The sequence below is a fragment of the Floridaenema fluviatile BLCC-F154 genome (assembly GCF_041929135.1).
GTDB lineage: Bacteria > Cyanobacteriota > Cyanobacteriia > Cyanobacteriales > Aerosakkonemataceae > Floridanema > Floridanema fluviatile.
Map to the genome: position 1 here is coordinate 42,251 of NZ_JBHFNS010000019.1, position 22,224 is coordinate 64,474.

Below are 22,224 nucleotides of genomic sequence, written 5' to 3' on the forward strand. Positions count from 1 at the left end.
TAAAAGCTGCTTTCAAACTCTAACTTGTGCCAAAAAAGTAATAGGGTATTGGCTAGAAGTAAGAGAGATGATTGCCAGAAGTTCTAGTTGACCTACGGAAACACACTTGAAAAGAAAATTCGTGCCTGGTAGTGCTTTTGCTTAAATTTGTGCCTGCTAAACTGTTTCAAAAACTACCTCAGCTATTGTCTAACAAGATAGTGGATGCTGGAGTTAAAAAGTTTTGTTACAAATCACTGATTATTTATCAGCAACCTGTGTTGATTATCAGTTTACTGGTTACGGGTTCGCTATTAGCAATTAGACATTTGGAAATTTTGCAGCCGTTGGAGTTAATGGAGTTCGATCGGGCTACCCAATTGGAACCGGAGATGAAGCCAGATCCAAGAATTTTGGTAGTGGGAATTACGGAAGCAGATATTCAAGCGGAAAAGCAATGGCCTCTGTCAGATCGAACGTTGGCGAGACTAATAGCAACTCTACAATTGTATCAACCGAAAGTTATCGGTTTAGATTTGTACCGAGAGATGGCTTATCCGCCCGGTCATACAGATTTAATTAGGGAATTACAAGCGCCAAATGTAGTAGTAATTACTAAATTAGGAGATCGGGAAAGTGCAAGTGTGCCACCGCCTCCTAGTGTAGCAAAAGAACAAATTAGTTTTAATGATTTTGTACTCGATCCTGATGGAGTAATTCGGAGAAATTTCCTGTTTGCTACTCTCAATAAAGAAGCATATTACTCTTTCGGTTTACGCATCAGTTTAAAATATTTGCAAGAGCAGAATTCAGTTTTAAAAGCCGAACCTCATCAACTTAAATTAGGCGATCGGGTTTTCCCCCATTTAGATCCTGACTCTGGGGGATATCAAAATATTGATACAGCAGGTTATCAAATCTTATTAAAATACCGCGGTAGAAGTCAAAATATTGCGCCACAAGTAACTTTAAGGCAAATTCTTAATGGAGAAGTAGATCCGAATTTAGTGAAAGATAAAATAGTCCTTATTGGCACAGTAGCACCCAGTCAAAAGGATTTATTTTTTACTCCTTATACGGCTACAGATCGCAATAAAGCCGCTATGCCAGGAGTTCTGATTCATGCTCAGATGGCAAGTCAAATTATTAGTATTATCGTAGATAAACAACCTTTATTTTGGTTTTTGCCTCAGTGGGTAGAATGGTTGTGGATCTGGATTTGGTCGCTAGTAGGAGGAATGCTAGTTTGGTATTTTCGCCGACCATTAGTGTTAGTTATTGCTACAGTTATAGCATTAGGAATTTTATTGACGGTTTTCTCCGTTAGCTTTTTAAAAGCAGGATGGATACCGCTAATAGTGCCAGGATTGGGATTATTAATAACCGCCAGTAGTGTAGCAGCTTATAAATTATTTCATGATTCGTTTTATGATGCTTTAACAGGTTTGCCAAATCGAACTTTTTTTCTCAAAAAAATCGAAAAAGAAATTACTCGCGCTCAACAACAAGAAAACTGCTTAGTGGCAGTAGTATTTTTAGATCTCGATCGCTTTCAGATAGTTAATGATAAATTCAATCACCATATTGGCGATAAACTGTTAATTACTGTGGCGCAAAGATTAAAATCTTGCGTACAGTCTAAGGATACAGTAGCTCGGATTGGCGGAGATGAGTTTGTTGTTCTCTTAAGAAATATCAGTCATGTCAGTCAAGCAACATCGGTAGCTGACGAAATGCAACAAAAATTGTCTTTACCTTTTAACTTGAAAGGGGAAGAAATATTTATTTCAGCAAGCTTTGGTATTGCTTTTAATCAGATAGGTTGTGACAAACCTGAAGATATAGAATTATTAGTTAATCGCCAACCAGAGGAACTGTTGCGAGATGCTCATACGGCAATGTATCGAGCAAAAGCACTAGGTAAAGCACGTTACGAAGTGTTTTCTACGGTGATGCGTACCCAAATAGTTTCGCGCTTGGAATTAGAAAATGAATTACGCCGAGCGATCGCTAATTTAACTACGGGAAAAAGTCAAGAATTTATTGTTTTTTATCAACCAATCATATCTTTGCAAACGGGTAAAATAGTAGGTTTTGAATCTTTAATTCGTTGGCAACCTCCGGGTAAGTTCATTTCTCCAGCTGATTTTATTCCCTTAGCTGAAGAAACTGGTTTAATTATTCCTTTGGGGGAGTGGATTTTAAAAGAATCCTGTCGTCAATTAAAAACTTGGCAAGAGCAATTTTCCCTAACATCGCCTTTATCGTTAAGTGTTAATCTTTCCAGCCAACAGTTTTCTCAACCGGATTTAACTGAAAGGATTGAACAAATACTTGATGAAACCAAGCTGGATGGACATACTTTAAAACTAGAAATTACAGAAAGTATGGCAATGCAAAATGTCGAAACTACTATTACTACTATCCTACGTTTAAAGGCTTTGAATTTACGTTTTAGTATTGATGATTTTGGCACGGGGTATTCATCTTTGAGTTATTTACATCGCTTTCCTGTGGATACATTAAAAGTCGATCGCTCTTTTGTGAGCAGAATGGAAGATAGTAGTGAAAATTTAGCGATCGTCCAAACTGTAATTATGCTCAGCCATAAATTAGGTATGGATGTAGTTGCAGAGGGAGTAGAAAAAGTCTCGCAAATGGAAATATTAAGAGAGTTAGGTTGTGAATATGGACAGGGTTATTATTTTTCTAAACCGCTAAATAGTGAAGCTGCAACAGCATTATTAGCTGAACAACCTCAATGGTAATCAATAAATTTAATTTACTCTAATTGTCGGGCTACTAATTTGGTAAATAGTCCAGGTTGTTGAACTAATTCTGTAAAAGAACCGACTTGTAATATGCGACCTGATTCTAAGACGTAAATGCGATCGGCATAGCGAATTGTACTCAAGCGATGGGCAATAATTATTCTGGTAGCATTCAATTTTTCTAAGCTTTCTGTGACTATTGCTTGAGTACGATTATCAAGATAACTGGTAGCTTCATCTAAGAGCATAATGGGCGGTTTAAAGATGAGCGATCGAGCAATTAATAACCTTTGTCTTTGTCCTCCAGAAAGATTAGTACCTCCTTCACTAACCATCGTTTGTATTCCCATTGGCATGAGTTCAATATCTTCAGCTAATCCCGCCATTCTTGCGGCTTCCCAAGCTTCTTCAACTGTCACTAATGCGCCACCAGTAATGTTTTCTAAAATCGATCCTTGGGTAACTCGACCATTTTGTAAAACCACTCCTAATTGTCGCCGCACTGCTTGTAAATCTAATTTAGATAAATCCTGTCCATCATAATAAACCTTGCCATTTTGCGGAGTTTCAAAGCCTAATAATAAGCGAAAAATAGTTGATTTCCCACTTCCAGAAGGGCCAACTATAGCGATAAATTCCCCTGGATCGGCATAAATATTTACTTCATTAAGAACAATTGGGCTATCTTCTCGATAACGGAAAGTAATATTTTCTAATGCGATTTGTCCACTCAAACGACCGGGATTAGTTTTCTGTTCGTCAAATTCTAATTGACCTTGTAAAATGGGTTGCGATCGCTCCCATAAAGGAGCAATTTCTATGATATTAGTTAAAGTATTACTCAAGGACGTGACTCCGCCAAAAAATATCCCAAAAGCAGCGTTAAATGCTAAAAATGTTCCCAGTGTTAAGCTACTTTCGCCAGTTTGCGAACCTTGAATTGCTAAAAACCCAAACCAATATAGCAAAATGAAACTAACTAAAGATAGTAATTCATTAAATACAGAAACAATATCATTAACTTGAATAATTTCCTTAGTTAATTGATTTTGTTCGCTATATTTTTTCGCCCAAGCTGCAAAAGCCCGTGATTCTGCTACAGCTACTCGCAATTTAGGTACACCATTAATTAGTTGTACTACTAATCCTTGAATTTCACCGCTTAATTCTTCTTGCCTTCGTTCTTTACGTAATAAAATTAAACTAGAGATGATGGTTAAAATTACAGCTAGGAAAGTTACTCCTATTGCTACTAAAGTTAGTTGCAAGTCATAAATGAACATTAATCCTAAATTTAATAACGAAAATAAACCACTTAACAAAGTGCGTTGTGTCGCACCACTAAAAATGCTATAAATCTGACTGATGGACATAATTCTTACTAGCAAATCACCAGTGGTAAATTGCCGAATTAATAAGGGTTTTAATCGCAGTAATCTATCCCAAATAGCTACTTGCAAACTGCTATTAATGCCGTTAGTAACTCGTAAAGCTACTAATCCTTGATATAGATTAAATGCTGTTTTGCCAAAGGATACTGCTAATAAACCTAATGCTAATTGTAATAAAAGAAGGCGATCGCCATTAGGAATTGCTTGATTAATTAAAATTGCTGTAGCTTGAGGAACCGCCATTCCCAAAATCGTCCCTAAAATTCCGACAACGATCGCTTTAATTGTTTCTGTTTCATATCCTTTTACCCCAAATTTAAACACTTCAAAAGCTTTGTTAATTACCGGGGGGAAAGGACGATAAAATATGTAAGCTTCTGAGGCTAAAGTAGCAGCAATATTTTGGTTAACTAATGTGCGAATTCGCGTTTCTGGATCGAACAAAATATAACGATAACCTTTGCTTTTATCAACTAATAAAGCTACTGGATGATCGTCAATTGTGAAAGCTAAAAGAGGGCCATTCTCTTGTTTCCACCATTCCCCATTTAAGGAAACACGACGAATGGGAATTTTAGAGGATATGGCGATCGCTTCTACCGGATCTATTCGCTGTAAGTTTTCTGATTTGATTGGGGCACGAATTGTGATTCCCATTGCTTTAGCGACAGCCCCAGCAGCAATTAATAAAGCTGTTTCTTCTGAAGGTAATTGTTGCGGTTGTAAAGCCGAAGCTAAGGAATTAAAAGCATTTTCTGTTACTTGAATATTTAGCTGTTCTAGTTGCTGAAATTGTTGAATTTCTGCTTCTAATTTCTGTTGATATTTGATTTGGAAATAGCGACAAGCATAAGTATGAAATAAAGGTAAACTGTGAAATAAGTTCTCCGCAATTTTCCCAGTAGTAATTGTGTCAAGTTCAACCAAATTAAGTGCTTCTACCCAGGTAGGAACAGCAAGAGGGAACGGGGGAGATTTAGCATCTAAGTTTAATTCCTCTATTCCCATCCACGCGGTACTACCTTGATGCAATTTCATCCAAAAAAGTGTTTTAGAAGTTGCTTGTATTACTTGACCTTTGGCTAGTTTTTGAGGGCTAGATTTTACTGGTTGTATTTGAGTTTTTTTGTTTGATATTGCCGAAGTTGCGATTGATTTACTGAGGCGATCGATCCAAACTTCTAATAGCAAAATTACTTCGGTATCAGCTGCGGCTATCTTACCAATTAAATCAGCTAAATCTAATTCTAAAACTACACTTTCTTGAATGGTAACTGCTAAAATTCCATAGTTAAAAGATGGGTAACTTTCATCTAAGTTGGCATTTTCTAGTGTTTCTTCTCCCCACAAAGCAACGCCAAATAATGCTTCTCCAGAATTAACACTAAACAGATAATGCCGATCGCCTACTGGTTCTCCTGCGACAACTTTGGTAACAAATATTGCCACTGTACCAGATTGAACTAACCAAACTTTCTGCGGATTATCTAGTAGTAAAAGTTGGTTGCCTTTGAAGTTATGCAATGATTTAAATAAATCAGAATTTAACATCGCTAATGAAAGTATCCCAATTTGGTAAGGGCGAAGTATTCCGGTAAATAACTTATTGATTATAATTATCCATCAGCTAGTAGCTAATAGTAAATTAGCATAAGTTCCCCCCTGCTGTTGTAATTCTTCATGGGTTCCTCTTTGAACAACTTTGCCTCGTTCTAGGACAATAATTTCATCACAATCGCGAATTGTGCTGAGGCGATGGGCGATAATAATGCAAGAACAACCGCGTCGGCGGAGATTGCGATCGATAATTAATTCAGTTTCCGTATCTAAAAAACTCGTAGCTTCATCTAATACTAAAATTGTCGGATTTATTACTAAAGCCCTAGCAATTTCTAAACGCTGACGTTGCCCGCCACTTAAATTAATTCCTCCCTCAGCAATTTCTGCACTGTACCCGCCGAGATTGGATAAAATTACTTGATCAATTGCTGCATCTTGGCAAGCTTGTACTAAATTTTCTTCTTTAATAGTGGAATTCCACATTGTCAAATTTTCTCGAACCGAACCTTTGAATAAAAATATATCTTGTTCAACCATTGCTAGCGAATTTGCTAAAACTAAACGGGGAATTTCCTGGCGAGAAATGCGATCGAATAAAATTTCGCCCGACCAAGGAATATATAAACCTGCGATGAGTTTTGCTATAGTAGATTTACCAGAACCACTACTACCAATTATTGCCACTCGCTGTCCGGGTTTTAAAGACAAATTAAAATTCTCAATTAAAGGAGTTTTTAAGCGGTTATAGCCAAAAGAAATATTGCGTAATTCAACATAACCTGGTAATTTAAAAGATGAATAATTATTAATAGTTAATTGATTAGCTGTTTCCGATCTTTCAACTTCTGGATCGACAGGATTTTGTAAAATATCGTCAAGGCGATCGAGATCCGCCTCTAAAATTTGTAAAGTACTGCCAAAATTAACTAAACTATTAACTGGTGCTAGAAAACTACTAATTAAAGTTTGATAAGCCACCAACATTCCAATCGTCAAACTACCTTCCATTACCCGGAAACCGCCAACTACTAAAAGGGCAGTTGTTGCCAATGAGGTTAAAATTGTTGGCAATAAAGTTAAAGTCTGACTTTGCAAAGCTAATTCTTGTTGGGCGTTAATTGTTTTAGCGTGGTAGCCAGCAAATTTAGCAAATAAATCTGATTCCAAACCAGAAGCTTTGACTGTTTCCATTGATTGCAAACTGTCAATTGTTACCCCAGAAAGTTTACTAGTTTGTTGACTGATTTTTAAGTTAGCATCAAGTCGCAAACGGCGTAATAATTGCAAAGTAACAATATTAATCGTTGCAAAACTGATAGTCATCAACGTTAGCACCCAATCATACATAAACATTAAAATGGCGTAAAAAATTAACATTATGCTATCAATGATAGTAGTAGAAATACTATTGATTACACCAACAACTTTGCCATTAATTGCAGCACGATTGCCAATTTCACCTGCAAAACGTTGAGCATAAAACTGCACTGGCAAGCGTAAAGTATGCCAAATAAACTGACTTGTCATGACCAGAGAAAGCTTAATTGTTAATCGCCGTAAATAGATTAAACGTAATCTAGCTAAGAGACTTTGCACGATCGCAGTAATTACCATGCCAATTAATAAAGGTCGCAGCCAATCTTCCCGACCTTGTACCAAAATTTCATCAGTAAAAACTTGACTAAATGCGGGTACTGCTAACCGAGGAAAAGTCAAAAATAAACCCGCTAAAATAGATAATAAAACCGCAGAGTATGAATTTTTTAGCCGAGAATGTAAAGCCAGAATTGTATTACGTTTTTGACCACCTTTTTCAAAATCTGTTCCCGGTTTTATATCTAGTACAATTCCCGTATATGCTTGGGAAAATTCCTGCTTTGTTACCTTGCGTCTACCGTTAGCTGGATCGTTGAGAAAAACGCGATCGCTCCGATAACCTTCTACTACTAAAAAATGGTCAAAATTCCAAAATACTATATAAGGAACTGGCAATTCTTGTAATGCTTCTAAACCTTTTTTATAACCTTTAGCTTCCATGCCATAATGCCTAGCTGCCTTCAACAAATTAGCTGCATTAATGCCATCACGAGACACCCCACATTCTTGCCGAAGTTCCGCTAAAGGCACAAATTTCCCGTAATAACTTAAAATCATTCCCAAAGCAGCAGCACCACATTCTACCGCTTCCATTTGTAGTACGGTTGGAGTCTTAACGAAGTTAGATTTTTGATTCTTGATTGTCATTGTTTTAAATTAGATAATTCCCTAACCCCCCTTAATAAGGGGGGAACAAGAAGACGGAGAGGAGTAAAAAAAGCCTGGGAAACATAACTGATAATCCTAACTTGCTTTTTCAAAGTCCCCCTTATTAAGGGGGATTTAGGGGGATCTTTTTCTGATATTACTTAATCCCACTCCATTCGCGCAAAAATGGTAAAACAAACTCAATTGGAGCTCGTTGCTGTACAGTAACTTGTGCTGAAGTAGTCGTACCAGTAGATAATTTCACATCTAATGGCCCTTGAGAAGAAGACCATTCATAACCGCTAAAATTATGCGGATTTTCTTTTAATTCTGCCCAAATTTCTATTTGTGCTTCTTTAGATTGAGATAGCAAACTTTCTACTATTTCTGAATTACCAATTACACTCGTAGCACCTTGTTTAGTAACCGGAAAAGGCGAAACTGATACCACATTTCCCACAATTCCCCCAAATCTTTCCCGTTTTACAATACTGGGTGTAATTTGAATTGGCATTCCCGGTTTAATTTGTTTACCATCTCTCACCGCAAAATAAGTAACTGCTAATAGTGGCTGAGCAGATTTTTGAATTTGAATTGAGCCAATGCGACTTCCCGGAGTCACTACTTGACCATTAGTAACAGTCAGTTCCAGAATACAACCATTATTAGGGCTTTTAATTACACTATTTACTTGAATTTGCTGTTCCAGAGCTTTAACTTGCTTTTCCACTTCCAAAATTTGATTTTTGCGATTATTCGCCGCATCTAAATTTTGTTGTTCCTGGTTTTTTTCTTTAGTATCTAACTCTTTTAACTGAGTTTCAATTTCCGAAATTTTATTTAAATTATCTACATATCTTTGTTCAGCTTCCGTTCGATCGAGTTCCAGTTTTTTTAACTGGGATTGAATTTCACCAATTGAATTTAAGTTTTCTAAGTAAGCTTGTTCTGCTTGGGTTTCATCAACATCTAATTGCTTTAATTGTGCCTGAATTTCAGCGACATTTTGCAAACTATCTCTGTATTGTCGTTCGGCTTCTAATACTTGATCTTTGGGAATTGCTCCCTGTTTTGCTAATTCTTGGCGGATTTCTAGCCTTTCTTTAAGCACGGGAGCTTGGGCTTTAGCATCTCGCAAACGTTGTTGTAAACTTTCTCGTTTCTGTTGAATTGCACCGCTTCTTTTACTGCGGAGAACAGGCGTTAAAGATTGTAGGTTTTGCAGGCGTTGTTGTAAGCTTTCTCGCTGTTTAGCGATCGAACTACTACTTTGACTTTTCAGCAACGGAGTCAGAGATTGGGCATCTTGTAAACGTTGTTGTAAACTAGTTCTTTGTTGCTGTAACGCTGCTTTTTCCAGTTGAGTTCGTTGTAATACGATCGCACCCAATTCCCGATCTTGCTTTCGCAACTCTGCTAATTTCTGAATTTCTAATTGTTGTTTTTGTTTTAATTCCACTGGATCGATAATAGCAATAACTTCTTGAGAATTTTCCAGACAATCACCCTCTTTAACTTTTAATTCTTGCAATTGTCCTGAAATGGGAGATTGTAGTTCTACTACTTGGCGCGATCGCAATAAAACTCCTTGACCAGCAACAGTAATCGGAATTCTGCCAAAAATACTCCAAACTAAACCCACTAATACCAATCCACCTAACGTCCCTAAAGGAATCCAATCTTGAGGACTAATTACTTTGATTAACTCATCTAAACGTTCTGGTGTAGATAAATAATTCAGTGATTCTGTACGGAAAATTTTCCTCTTCTCTGGGCGATTCATCGGTAATTTAATATTAGTTACTAAACTGCTAATGCCTATCTTCTATCACCTACAACCAATTTCCTACTAACACAAAAGCCGACCAAAAATAAGGATGAGAAAATTTGCTGTTCTGTAAAATAGACTGTTGAGCACGGCGTAAAGCCTCAGCTTTGGTAATTTTGCTATTACTTAACTCTTTGTAAAAATTTTCCATCAATAAAGCAGTAGCTTCATCATCCACACTCCACAAAGTTGCGATAGTACTTCGCGCCCCCGCCCGCACTGCAACACCCGTCAATCCTAAAGTTGCTCGATTATCTCCAGCAGCAGTTTGACAAGCACTAAAAACAAGTAGTTCTATGGGGTTAGTAATTCCTCGATCGCTACGTAACAGTTGATCTAATTCCTTGGCATTAATCTTCCTGTCCCAAGTCAAAATAAAAGTATCGCTCGCTTTAGAACTAAATCGACCATGAGTTGCTAAATGAATAATCGGAAAAGTATCACTTTCCACTTTTGTCTTAAAATTAGATGCTGTAAAATTTTGATTTATTAACTTTTCAGTACTAGTAATCTCGGCAATACTTTTCAATTCTGTAGTTACACTAGGAAGTGCGGCAAATCCTTGACGTGGTTCGCTTAATCCCGCCGTTAGCACTTTAATCTCACTACGTTGTAAAGGTTTAGCATCTACTAATTGTAACCCTGGAGCGATCGCCACACCGTATTTTTCGACTAAATATTTTTCTCCATCATAAATCCCTGCGATCGAGATATTTCTCAAAGAACCATCTAACACAAATACTAGAGTTTCTATGCCACTATTTGCTAAATCAGTTTCAATCGGATAAATTAACCAATCATGAAATTTCTTAGCCGCAGCTAAATAATTTTTTTTAGAAAGTCGTAACCGAGGAATAGTTAAAGCATCATTAGCTGTTTTAATTGTGGCTTCAATTTCTTGGCTAGGTATAACATTTGTGTGTCGCTGCAAAGGTTTTCCTGGCAATGTCACAATTACTTCTATCCTTTCGTTAACAGTGGAACTGTTAGGATTACTTAAAATTATTGTTGATAAAATCGCCGCTTTGGGATCGATTTGGTCAATTTTAACCGCTTTAGTATTTAAGCAAGCATCTCGGAAAAAATTATCCAATTCTGCTAATTGCAGAGAATCAATTAAAGTTCGCGCTCTTTGTAAATCTGATTGTTTTACATTTTCTCCTACTGGTAATAGTAAATCCACTAATTCTCGATAAACTGGTTCTACACTATCTCGAAAATTAAACTGAGCTTCTGCGGAAATCGCTACTAAATCACTACGAATAGACTCCAGAGAATTCACTGCTTGATTATAAGCTGCGATCGCCTCTTGACGATTACCTTGTTGTTTATAAATTCTCCCTAATTGCCATTGCCAACGATAATTAATATCAGTAGCATTAACACTTTGAGACAACAGTAAAGCTTTATTCGTTAATTGTTGAGCAAAATTCCATTGTCGATTTTCTTCATACAACCCACCCAAATTCCCTAAAGCATAAGATAATGTCCTTTTGTCTTGTAAACTTTCTGCCTGTTGGACTGCGGTTGCTAAAATTCTACCAATTTCCCCATAACTAGGAATTAATAATTGATTATTTCCCGCTTTTCTCAGCTGCATTAACCTTCTCGCTAAATTAATCCGCCCATTAATTGCTTGTCTACTCAAAGGTAATTGTGCTAAACTATCTTGAATTTTTGGGACTAATTTTAGAGCTTTTTCTCCTTCTTTTTCAGCAACTAAAAGATTTAAATTATTCAGCATTGCTTGAGTTTTAATATAAGGAGAAGTAGTAATTTGCCAAGATTTTTCATAGTAATCTAAAGCTGTGGGTACTTCTTGCTGTAATCTTGCTGTTTCCCCTAAACTTAAAAATATTGCCGCGATCGCATCAGCCACCTTTAACTCTTGGGCAATTGTTAAACCTCCGGTTAAAACTTTTTCCGATCGCTCTAACTCCCCCACCACCCGCAAAGCATCGCCCAAACTTTGCAAACCTTTCACCTTAATTAAACTATCCGGTTGGTTTTGCCAAATTAAATTTAAATCATCCAAAATTTTAATCGCCTGTCGATACAAACCCAGCTTTTGTAAAGCTTGAGATTGATTAATTTGATTGCGACTTACCCCAGCTAAATCGCCAATTTTTTGATAACTAGTCGTAGCTTTTTCCCAACTATCTAAAGCTTTTTCCGTCTCACCAACAGCTAATTCTAACAATCCTTGAACTTCTAAACTTTGGGAGAATAGTAGTTGGCGTTCTTTGCTATTAGCCTGTTTTTCTAGCAAATTAAAACTCTTAGCAACTTCTGATTCAGCCTTAGACCATTCACCAGTTTGTTGATAAACTAAAGCCAAATTTCTCGCCACTCTCGCTTGACCTAACTCATTGCCTTGAGCAATATAATTATTATTTAGTTTTTCTAAAATAGCGATCGCCTCCCCAAACCTTCCCTCTACATAAAGCTTTTCCGCTTCTGCTTCCCAATCACTTATTGAATTATTCACAACTAACTGATTGTGAGTTACTTTATTTTCTGGGAAAGCCGAAACCGACATGGCATTTTTTCCCCACCAACTCACGCCCAAAAAACATAAACTTCCCAAACTAATAATTAACAAACTATTAACTTTCATTAGCTGCTTCCCTGCCCCAAATTACTTTTGAACTGGTAAAACACCACAGCCAGGATGACTTAAATCCAAACTGTGAGGCGAAGCTGTCCCTCCCCCAGAAATTAGTACCACTTTGCCATCAGCCCCCACTCTCCAACCTTGAGCTTCTACAATTTGCTCATTAGTTCTTGGCATCTTAGCATGATAATTACTCCTACTATTTATGCGTCTTTGCGAACCAACATTTTGACTCACATCTGCCACTCTTGCCCATTCCACCATTACTGCATCATTAGTTGCAGAATTAACCGGATTAGGCGGTAAACCACCTCGACCAGTCACCACAAAAGAACTACCTTCCAACTGTGGCGTACAAGCATTTTGACTAACTAATCCCGCTACATCAATCACATTTGTAGGTAAAGAAACTAGCCCAGAATTCACATCAACTTCCGGTGAATTAATTTCCACCACCCCACTTAATTCTGGACTTCCCCCCGTTGCCGTAATATCACTATTAGGAGTTTGCTGTAGTCGAAATTCCAGACCAAAAATACCTGTCGCGTTAATAGTTACCCGACCACCCTGACTATTAGTAGCATTCGCAGTAATATCACTATTTCCTATCCCTACTAAGTTATTTGTTGTCAGGCTAATATTTCCTCCTGGCTCTTGACCAGTAGAATTAGTGCTAATTTGACTACGATCGCGTAGCACTAATAAATTTCTGGCTTGCACCCTAATATTACCCGATCCAGCTGTGCTATCAGCCGCCAATCTTCCAGTATTATTCAATTCCACAGTTGCCGCATTAACTTCCAAACTACCAGCCGCACCAGAACCCGTACCACTTACAAATAAACTACTATTAATTAACTGCTCTCCTAAAATTCTGCTCCCACTAATTCTCACATTTTCCGCATTCACACTTAACATTCCCCCAGAGCCTTCCCCAAAAGAACCTGCTCTCACCGTTCCCCCACTTTGAAGGCTCAATTCTCTGGCATTAATTGTTACATCTCCCCCAATTCCAGTGCCAAAATTATCAGCAGAAATTCTCGCTCCATCTTCAACCAGCAATCTTCTCGTATTAACCGTTAAATTTCCCACATTACCCGTAGCACTGGATTCTCCATCTATACCTCCTTCTGCCGAAACAAACAAACCACTGCTACCAAATACAGCATCAGGATTTGGGGCAGTTCCGATTAATTCAACCGATTCAGAAGCATCAATTACCACATCACCTGCATTTCCATCTGCCCTGGTAGAACTAGCGATTTGTCCTCCACCTTGAACTAATAATCGTCTAGTTTGAATCCTTAAATTGCCACCATTACCTACAGCCCGAATATTGAGAAACGGGTCAAACTCAACTGTTGTGAAAATGCCACCCGAATAAATTGGATCGGGGTTTGAGCCAATCAATTCTACAGAGTCAGTAGCCTTAATAGTCACATTTCCCGCCCGACCTGCGGTAAAAGTGCTACTACTGATTAACCCACCGTCTTGAATTAGTAGCCTTTTGGTTTCAATAGTAATATCTCCTCCATTACCGATCGGTATATCGCTGCCATTTTCCCCTTGTACAACTTGAGTAAATATGCCACTAGCCAGAAAGGATAAAGATTCGTCTGGTACTACTCCAATCAGTTCGACTAATTCTGAGGCTAAAACTGTTAATTTTCCAGCATTTCCATCACCACTAGAGGCATTAGTTATAAAAGCGCCATCTCGAATAGTTAATCTGCGAGTTTGAAGTGTTAGATTCCCAGTAGCTCCAGTTTCAGTTCCTAGAGCAAAAGCAGAAATTTCGGTATAGGTAGGAATATCAGTATTGCCAAAAAATGGATTAACTCCACCAATCAGTTCTACTGATTCAGTAGTGAAAATATCTATATTTCCCCCAATTTGTGAACCTTGATGGGCATAATAAATAACTGCACCTTCTTTAAGAGTCAAGTTTCTAGCTCGAATTTGGATATCGCCACCTCTTTCGCCGCTAGTATCAACAATGGCACTTTGAGAGAGATTAATATCGCCAAAGTTTTGCACTCGATCGTAATTCAACGCCCAACCTTGGGTAATCGGACTCAAACCCACAAAACCATTATCACCAACACTACCTAACTCAATTCTTCCTTCGGAAGCTCCCATAGTGCCGCCTTCTAACAGCACATCACCACCGATTAACGCGAAAGTTCTTCCCGATGCTACTCCTAATCTAGGAATAGGAAAACCTGGAAGGTCTGAATAAAAATTTGGCACTTCATCTGCACTTTGATTCACAATTTGACCGGGATTTGTGCCAAATTGTAATCCCACAGGAACATTAACACTCAGCAATGGTGGTGCTTCAGGATTAGTAGTACTAAATTCTAAACCATCAGCAAATCTAATCTTACTAGCCGTACTTCCAATAAATGAACCATTCAGATCTAATTTCGCACCAGGGCCAAAAATAATTCCATTAGGATTAACTAAAAATAAGTCAGCATTACCTAAAACTCCCAAAGTTCCTAAGATTTGCGAAATATTATTTCCTGTTACTCTAGTCAGAATCCTCGCTACCCCATCTGGGTTAGTAAAATAAACCCCTCGCCCTGCACCAACATTAAATTCTCGGAAACTATGAAATAAATTATTACCGCGAATTGCTCCGCCATTAATTTGGTCGCTAGGAATATCTTTAATGACGCTAGGTTTAACAACTGAGCTTTCATTCCCTAACGTAGTATCGGGAATAACCTGAGCTACACTAAGTTGAGTTGATAAAGCAATTCCACTAAAAGTTAAGTAACCTAACTGACCCAACCACCAGCCAAATCTTTTTCTCACAAAAGTTTGCATTTGCTCGTCCGCCTTGAGAAAAAATCAAAAATTATCACAACTTTATGAAGTTTTATATATCACTACTCAATCAAGACGCAACTATTATAACTGGTTAATCACGATTGAGACTGTTAGGGACAAGCAAAAAAATAGAGCCGTTTGATGAAACGTCTCTACTGTTTTAAGCAAAAATAATGCACTGAGTCTTTTTAAAGAATAATGTTTGTTAAGTTTCTAGAGGAGTAATTCGACCAAGTGTTTTGATCCGATGTATCCTGCAACAAACCTAAAGCCACGCCATCATAAGCAATGTTAGTCAATTTGTACGAGCTATGTACTCCATCGAGATCGATCAGTGAAACTGTATTGTTGCCTTCCCAGACCCACAGTTCCATTGTTTTCATTGCTGTTTCTATCTGAATACGTGCTTCACTAGATCGATCGATTAAATGAAAACATTGTTGGTTAACTAAAATACCAGTATCATGCCAATAACTATTATTAGTCACTCCTCTGCGACTAAATGTACCGCCTGCTACTGCTTCCAATTCTTCTTCATCCAACTCATAATCATCTAATTCATCAAAATTCTGTTCGCTTTTTTCTCCAGCCCAGTCGATCGCAAATTGCAAATCTGAAATGGCAAATTCATAACCATATTTAGCAGCAATTTCTTGAAAGTCTTGAGGAGTTTGAGCATTTTCTAAAGAAGATCTTAATGTGGGATCTTGCTCAAGATTTTGACATAGCTCATAAATGCTTTGTTGAGCTTTGATAAATCGATATTCTGCGGCAGGTAATTCTTCAGCATTGATTGGCTCTATTGGATTTCGCAACATCAGTAATTCCTCAAGGATTCAAGTGAAGATTTTCACTGATGATTCTAGATTGCCTCAAGTTTTGCTACCTCAGTAATTACCTCTAACTTTCAAGATAATGCTCCTATAATTGGGAGTAAATAAGTAGTTAAATTAACTTTTTCTAATCTCAAATTAGAAAATTGTCTCCCACACTGAGGAACTTAAACCACTCCTATCTGTCGTAAAACTACCGTCATAAGTGATATTAGAGATTAGGAATGAACCAAGATTTCCATCCAAGTCAGTGACCTTCACGGAATTATTACCAACCCATTCCCATTGCTCCATATCCCTTAGTGCTTTGACTACTACGTTTCGTTGTTCGCTAGATTGCTGTAACAAGTAAAAACATTGATCTTCGACCTCAATCCCTGTGGAATGCCAATAGCTGTTCCAGAATGCGCCTCGTCTCCATGCCCAGGTGCCACCAGCTACGACTTCTAACTCGTCTTCTTCCAGTTCGTAATCATCAAACTCATCAGAAATTTCCTGAATATTTTCTAATCCCAAGCTCAAGGCAATTTGTAAGTCGGAAGCTGTAAAGTCAAAACCATTTTCAGCGGCAATTTGCAGGAAAGAGTCAATATCTTTTGTTTGTTCTATTTGAGATTTGAGATCGCTATTATTTTCGATCGCTCTACAGAGGTTGTAGATAGCTTGCTGAGTTTTGACAAAGTGATATTCTTCAGCAGGTAATTCTTCTGCGTTAATTGATTGAACCGGAGGATTATACATCATGACTTTTACCGCTAAACTGAATCGATTAAAATCTTATAAACCAGAGTGAGCATAATTTTGTGGGTTGCTCAACCTAAATATACTTTAAAAGAAATATATTGAAATAAGTGTAAATTAACTGTGAAATTATCAATAAGATTTTCAGTGTTGGTACTCAATTTATGCGTAATTTCACCGATGAAGTTTATTGACAGAATTTTACTATTTTTAATTATTAATACGTAATTTTTATGTTTAGTTTGTTACATCAATATTAAGCATAACCCTATAACTAAATTAGGCTATAAAAACTTGAGAGACTATCTCAGACAAAGGTTTTAGTAATTTTTAACTATCAATCCCACAATAAAACAGAAGGTAAAACATCTGGATACGCTAACCGGAGTAATTGATAGCCAATTCCCGAAGTTCCTTGGAAAAAGCTAGGACTAAATACAGAGTTTGGCAAATTGGGTAATTTATATCCTCCTGATTTTTCTGCCCAATTTACTGCCCAAGTAGTTCTTTGTTCGGCAATCTGTTTCAACTCAGGACGGGATAATTTTTCCGCAGCTACCTGTAACAGTTCGATACGACCAAAATTACCGCAACAAACACAATCCACATCTTGCAAGCTGTATTTTTGAGTAGTTTGCAAAGCAATTTCTATATCCTGTTCTATTTCATCGGTCTTAAAAATTGACAAGCCACCCAACCGGGCTAAACCAATTCCAGTTGCACCATGACACCAACTGACCATAAAACTAGGTTGACCATTTTGTTGCGTAAATGCTCGGAAATCGGGCCAGTTAGCGGCAGTAGGAGAAAATACGCTTTGTTCGTAAGTAATAGCATCTTTAGCAGCGATTAAAAAGGCTTCAATTTGGGTTACTGCATAAAGTTTTAATAAAGCATAAGCAATGCCAGCTGCGCCGTGGGAAAAACCTGTGTAATGTTTCTGTCCTAAAATATTCCAAGCTTTGCCCGACTGGGGATTTTGAGTTAGGAAATTGGGATAATTAAATGGTTTTTTGGGTTCGGTTTGATGGGCGAGTAAATGTTGACCGCAATTAATAGCTGTAGCTAAAACGCTTGCTTCTTTTGTGGCAGCGTATAATGCCAACAATCCTAAAATTGCTCCGGCTGTACCGCCCATAATATCAAATTGTTTGTCAGTAGTAATAAGTTCAGGAGTGATTAATTGAGCAACAGCTAAAGCATCTTCTAAAAGTGCAGGTTCTTGGAGAAAGTAACTAGTTTTTACTAAGGCGTAGATAATCGAACCTAAACCTGTACCTCCACCAATTCCTAAGCGCAGGAATCTGCGAGTAGATTCAAAATCAGCTGTTTGGAGAAATTTGCGAATTGGTTGAAAGGCGGCTAAACTTAGGTGATGAAATTGTTGTGTACCTCTGACATAATCTAAGGCTGATAAAAATAATGCAATTCCGCCATTACCGTTGTAAAGGTCTTCAGGTAAAGGCATCAATTGAAAGATTTCGACATTGGGAATATAGGCAAAACTAATCCACTTAACGCTGCCATCTTTTCCCCAAATTGCTCGTTGTTGGATTTCGGTGGCAATGCGATTCACTTCTTGAATTAACTGCTTTTTATTTAATGGTTGAATTTGGGATAAATCTGTAGAAATTAAGGTGGATAAGTTGGCGTTTATGGTGGTATTACTGTAGTTATTTCGTACTACTCTAGCATAAAATGAGCCTTTAATTATCTCTATTTGTTGAACTAGATTTGTTTCATCAAAATTTTGTAATTGTGCGATTACTTCCTGATAACTAGATGCTCTAAAATATTGTTCAATAGGTTTTTCTACACCAATGGTTAGGGCTTCACTGTCAGGAGAAGCGGCAAAGTAGGGAATATCCATTTGCTCCATTGCTTTCAATTCTGCCTGAAAAATTGACCAAGCTTTTGGTTTTCGATCGCTAACTAAGAAAGCACGAGCGAGAATGTCTAGTTCAATGCTGCGATCGCACCCATTGCGAAGAAATTGTGGTGCAAAAGTTTTTTGTAAAATTGTCCAATAAATTCTAGTAGCACGAAAGATAAACCGCACTCGCCGATCTTTCATTAATAATAATGGTGTATCGCTTGCTAGCAAAATTTCCCGTTTTTTCATTAAAAACCGATACATTTGCTCAAAACCAGTGATGATTTCGGCTAAATAATCATTCGGAGATAGGGGAAAATTCTTTAAAACTGGTACATTAGAAGGAATGGAAAATTGCAGATCTTTTGTGTCTCCCTGTGCTTCTGGTGGTGGAGTTATTTGAGCGTCAACGCTGCCTAAAGCACTGGTATCATAAGCCAAACGTTTGTTTTTGCCAAATTCCCAACGGGGTAATAAACCTGTGCGTAAAACTGAGTCAGCGAAGTGAGAATTAACAGTGATTTCGGCTTCTGTTTCCGACTGTAAATCAGCTAAAGGATTAACTTCTTGGTGCATGATACTTTCCATATCAATTAACACCAAATGTTCTCCATTGGCGATTAAATTCTCCCGGTGACAGTCTACTACTCGCAGGGCATAAAGTAGGCATAATAACATTCCCGATCGTTGATAAAAACGTTTGGCTGCGGCTTCATCTTTACAGGGTAAATGTTCGACATATTCCACCCAACCATGAGTTTGGTAATCGCAGACTTTTACAACTTTAAATTTTAAAATAATTCCCTGGTGATTGCACCATTCTAAAAATTGATTATAAGCTACTTCTGCACCTAAACCTTTGGGTTTATAAACTAGCTGTAACCCAGATTCAAAATTAAGAGCAATTACGGTATCGCCAGAATTATGAGGATCGGAAAGAGCAGGTTTAATTTTAATAACTTTTCCTAATTCACTGGATGAAGTTTGCTCTGGTTGGAATACTTGCTGAATTTCATTTAAGTTAGTTTGCAAGCGTCGGAAAAATTTAGCTGTTGCTTCTACCCAGAAATCAACTGATGTTGCCATTAATCGACCTAGCACAGGATAATTCTGGAAAAAAGTTACTAGTCCATCTTGGAGAATTTTTTGCACAAAAGCATCGTACTGAGCTTTAATTTGGGCGCGATCGCCTGTTGATTGTCGCAGTAAATTAAGTAAGTTTTGCCCTAAAGGACGCGATCGGGCAAATTCATATTCTAAAGTTTTCCCACTTAAATTTAAAAGTTGGTTTAGTAGGTTGCGTTCTAAAGTAAAATAAGCCGAAGTAGAAAGTAATTCTAAAGGCAAAGATGCCGCACAATTTAGAGTATTTAATAATTTCTGCCTTGCTACATAAATCGCCGGAAGTAAGACTTCTTTGAAGGGTAATTTTAGTCCAGGATCTAAAGGCAATTTGTCGATTTCAGTGGTTAGGGGATAATTATATTCATCGTCGGAGATAAAATGATGCTGATCTTTGAGTTCACAAGCAAAAATTTCGGCTCTTTTTTCTGGGTCATTAACTAATAACCAAGCAGCCTGAATAATTTCAGTTAAGGTTTCTGCCCAAGTTGGCAAATCTTCAGGATTGATGGGGGGAAGCGATCGAACAATTTGATTTGCTTGCTCCAAACTTAAATCATCCCAGATCAAGCGTTTAGCAAACTTTTCCCAGTTACCTTGCGCCACCACTTGACACCAGCGTTCTAGGCGAGGATGAGGTTGTGATTCTCCGGTACCTGTACCCTTAACTGCAAACGAATTCGTCAGGAAGCGATCTGACAGAGAGCTAGCTTGGGCAACAATTTTGGCTAAGTCGGATTTTGCGATCTGCATAGTATTACGATAGTTAGTAATCGGTAGTTGGTAATAAATAAGAAGAAGCTTAATTACAGATTACCGAAAAATAGTCAAGATGAAAACTGCAACTTTATCATAACCTTTGTGGCAAATATCGTCAGTTTTATAATTCTCAAATTACCAATAAATATTGCTTCGATAGTTAACGAATTTTTTCAGTTTCGCAAAGATCGCAATATCCCTTCAGTCTGTCAACAAAAAAAGACGGGTAGGAATCCCGTCTGAAATTAGTCTAGTTGTGGGAGAAAGCTTGAGGAGTCTTACGTGACATCTAAGAATCCAATCCATGAGATAGACTTTTAATGTCATAAACTTTAATATTGGCTTCGCCATCGATAATATCAGGGAAATTTTCTAAAAGTCTTGTCACGTAAGGAGCATTGAGGTGTTGTTCTAATGCTTCTCTACTTTTCCATTCCTCAAAGTAGATAAAAGAATTTCTGGCATTAGATTCTTCATAAAAACTGTAACTAATTACTCCGGCTTCGGCGCGAGTTGGTTCTAGGGCGGCTGTGGCTAGCTTTAAAAAAGTCTGTCGTTTTTCCGGCTTAACTTTAAATCTAGATGCTAGCACAACTGGAACTTCAACTTGCTTTTCCGGCATCATTAAATTTGGCGTTTCTTTGTGAGCTATCTCCTGGACAAGTTGATAATTAGCTTGTTTTTCAGTTTCTTGTTCTTGGTGATCTTTTCGAGCAATTTTTGTGGCAACACCACTACTGACAACTGTGAAAAACAGCAATAAGGAAGTGGTTTTGGTGAAAGCTAATTTAGAGTTCCAAGGAATCATAATTGTCCTCCTATGATTAATTAAAAAAATTGGAATTATTTGGATCAAAGTGCTACTGTCAAGGCAGTGTAATCAAATTGTTCGTCTTTAAATAAGCGATCGATAGCTGAATTTTTGTTTGGAAAGCGTTGCATTTCTCTCCAAGTGTTTGGGGGATGTTGGTGTAATTGGCGGAAATGTTTAACAAAGTGACCAGTATCTATATATCCCACTGCTTTGGCAATTTGACGCACTGCTAAATCGGTTTCTAATAACAAGTGACGGGCTTGAAACATTCGTCGTTCTACGATCCATTGATACACTGTTTGTCCGGTTAAACGACGCACTAAGCTAGTGAGATAAGAAGGGGAATAACCAAATGATTTAGCAATTTCATTTAAGCCGATCGGTTTTTGATAATTAGCTTCAATGAAAGCAAATATTTCTCGCAGTTGAGAATTGTTAGGAAATTGGAATTGTGTTGGATTTGGGCGATCGGCTAAATTAGTTACAGAATTTTTATCTGATGATAGTGGTTCCGAATTATTAATTTCAGCAACGAGATTGTAGCAGGATTGCAAAGTTGTGGTTAAATGTTGAATTAACCCATTTAAATTAGGATCGTTGTGATTTGTGTTTGCGGATTGAGCGATCGTACTCAACTCAGTTGTAATTCGGTTTAGCTGACTTTGTAAGTTAGCTATTAGGGGAGAACTTTGGTTGTTTTCCATTATGCTTTGACGCATTGCCGCTAACTCTTGAATTAACTCTGCTTGTCTCTTAGCTTCCTGTCTCATGGTCAAATCACAAACTGAATGTTCTATAGCTTTATCAAACCAAACTCCAAGTTCTGCGTCTGTGGGGAAAGGTGGGTAGATTCAGCTAGC

11 protein-coding genes are annotated in these 22,224 nt (G+C 37.6%); 1 reads left to right on the plus strand and 10 read right to left on the minus strand.

The genetic code is table 11. The features are described from left to right. Positions 1–185: 185 nt before the first annotated feature. Entirely contained in the window at positions 186–2,747 is a 2,562-nt protein-coding gene (locus ACE1B6_RS04325; RefSeq protein WP_413256011.1) for an EAL domain-containing protein, read from the plus strand. Between the two features lie 14 nt (positions 2,748–2,761). On the opposite strand, the gene ACE1B6_RS04330 is transcribed toward ACE1B6_RS04325, so the two are convergent. The 10 genes from ACE1B6_RS04330 to ACE1B6_RS04375 form a co-directional block, all read right to left on the minus strand. Next, positions 2,762–5,692: an NHLP bacteriocin export ABC transporter permease/ATPase subunit gene (locus ACE1B6_RS04330; RefSeq protein WP_413256012.1), complete on the minus strand. Its 2,931-nt coding sequence runs from the start codon at positions 5,690–5,692 to the stop codon at positions 2,762–2,764. Between the two features lie 72 nt (positions 5,693–5,764). Continuing rightward, a complete protein-coding gene (locus tag ACE1B6_RS04335) occupies positions 5,765–7,945 on the minus strand; it encodes an NHLP family bacteriocin export ABC transporter peptidase/permease/ATPase subunit (protein ID WP_413256013.1) in 2,181 nt (726 codons plus the stop codon). Positions 7,946–8,102: 157 nt separating this feature from the next. Further along, the gene (locus ACE1B6_RS04340) at positions 8,103–9,728 is read right to left on the minus strand and encodes an NHLP bacteriocin system secretion protein (protein ID WP_413256014.1); all 1,626 of its coding nucleotides are present in this window, start codon (positions 9,726–9,728) and stop codon (positions 8,103–8,105) included. A gap of 49 nt (positions 9,729–9,777) precedes the next feature. After that, the gene (locus tag ACE1B6_RS04345) at positions 9,778–12,390 is read right to left on the minus strand and encodes a CHAT domain-containing protein (protein ID WP_413256015.1); all 2,613 of its coding nucleotides are present in this window, start codon (positions 12,388–12,390) and stop codon (positions 9,778–9,780) included. Positions 12,391–12,411: 21 nt separating this feature from the next. Further along, on the minus strand, positions 12,412–15,219 hold the full coding sequence (locus tag ACE1B6_RS04350) for a two-partner secretion domain-containing protein (protein WP_413256016.1): 2,808 nt from the start codon (positions 15,217–15,219) through the stop codon (positions 12,412–12,414). 191 nt (positions 15,220–15,410) lie between these two features. Then, positions 15,411–16,040 carry a Nif11-like leader peptide family natural product precursor gene (locus ACE1B6_RS04355; protein WP_413256017.1) on the minus strand — a complete coding sequence of 210 codons (630 nt, stop codon included), beginning with the start codon at positions 16,038–16,040 and terminating at the stop codon, positions 15,411–15,413. A 153-nt stretch (positions 16,041–16,193) separates the two neighbouring features. After that, complete coding sequence (locus ACE1B6_RS04360) at positions 16,194–16,799, minus strand: Nif11-like leader peptide family natural product precursor (RefSeq protein WP_413256018.1); 606 nt, start codon at positions 16,797–16,799, stop codon at positions 16,194–16,196. A gap of 334 nt (positions 16,800–17,133) precedes the next feature. Next, a complete protein-coding gene (locus tag ACE1B6_RS04365; RefSeq protein WP_413256019.1) occupies positions 17,134–20,544 on the minus strand; it encodes a type 2 lanthipeptide synthetase LanM family protein in 3,411 nt (1,136 codons plus the stop codon). A gap of 295 nt (positions 20,545–20,839) precedes the next feature. Continuing rightward, entirely contained in the window at positions 20,840–21,358 is a 519-nt protein-coding gene (locus ACE1B6_RS04370) for a putative quinol monooxygenase (protein ID WP_413256020.1), read from the minus strand. Between the two features lie 44 nt (positions 21,359–21,402). After that, a complete protein-coding gene (locus tag ACE1B6_RS04375) occupies positions 21,403–22,134 on the minus strand; it encodes a helix-turn-helix domain-containing protein (RefSeq protein ID WP_413256021.1) in 732 nt (243 codons plus the stop codon). Positions 22,135–22,224: the final 90 nt, after the last annotated feature.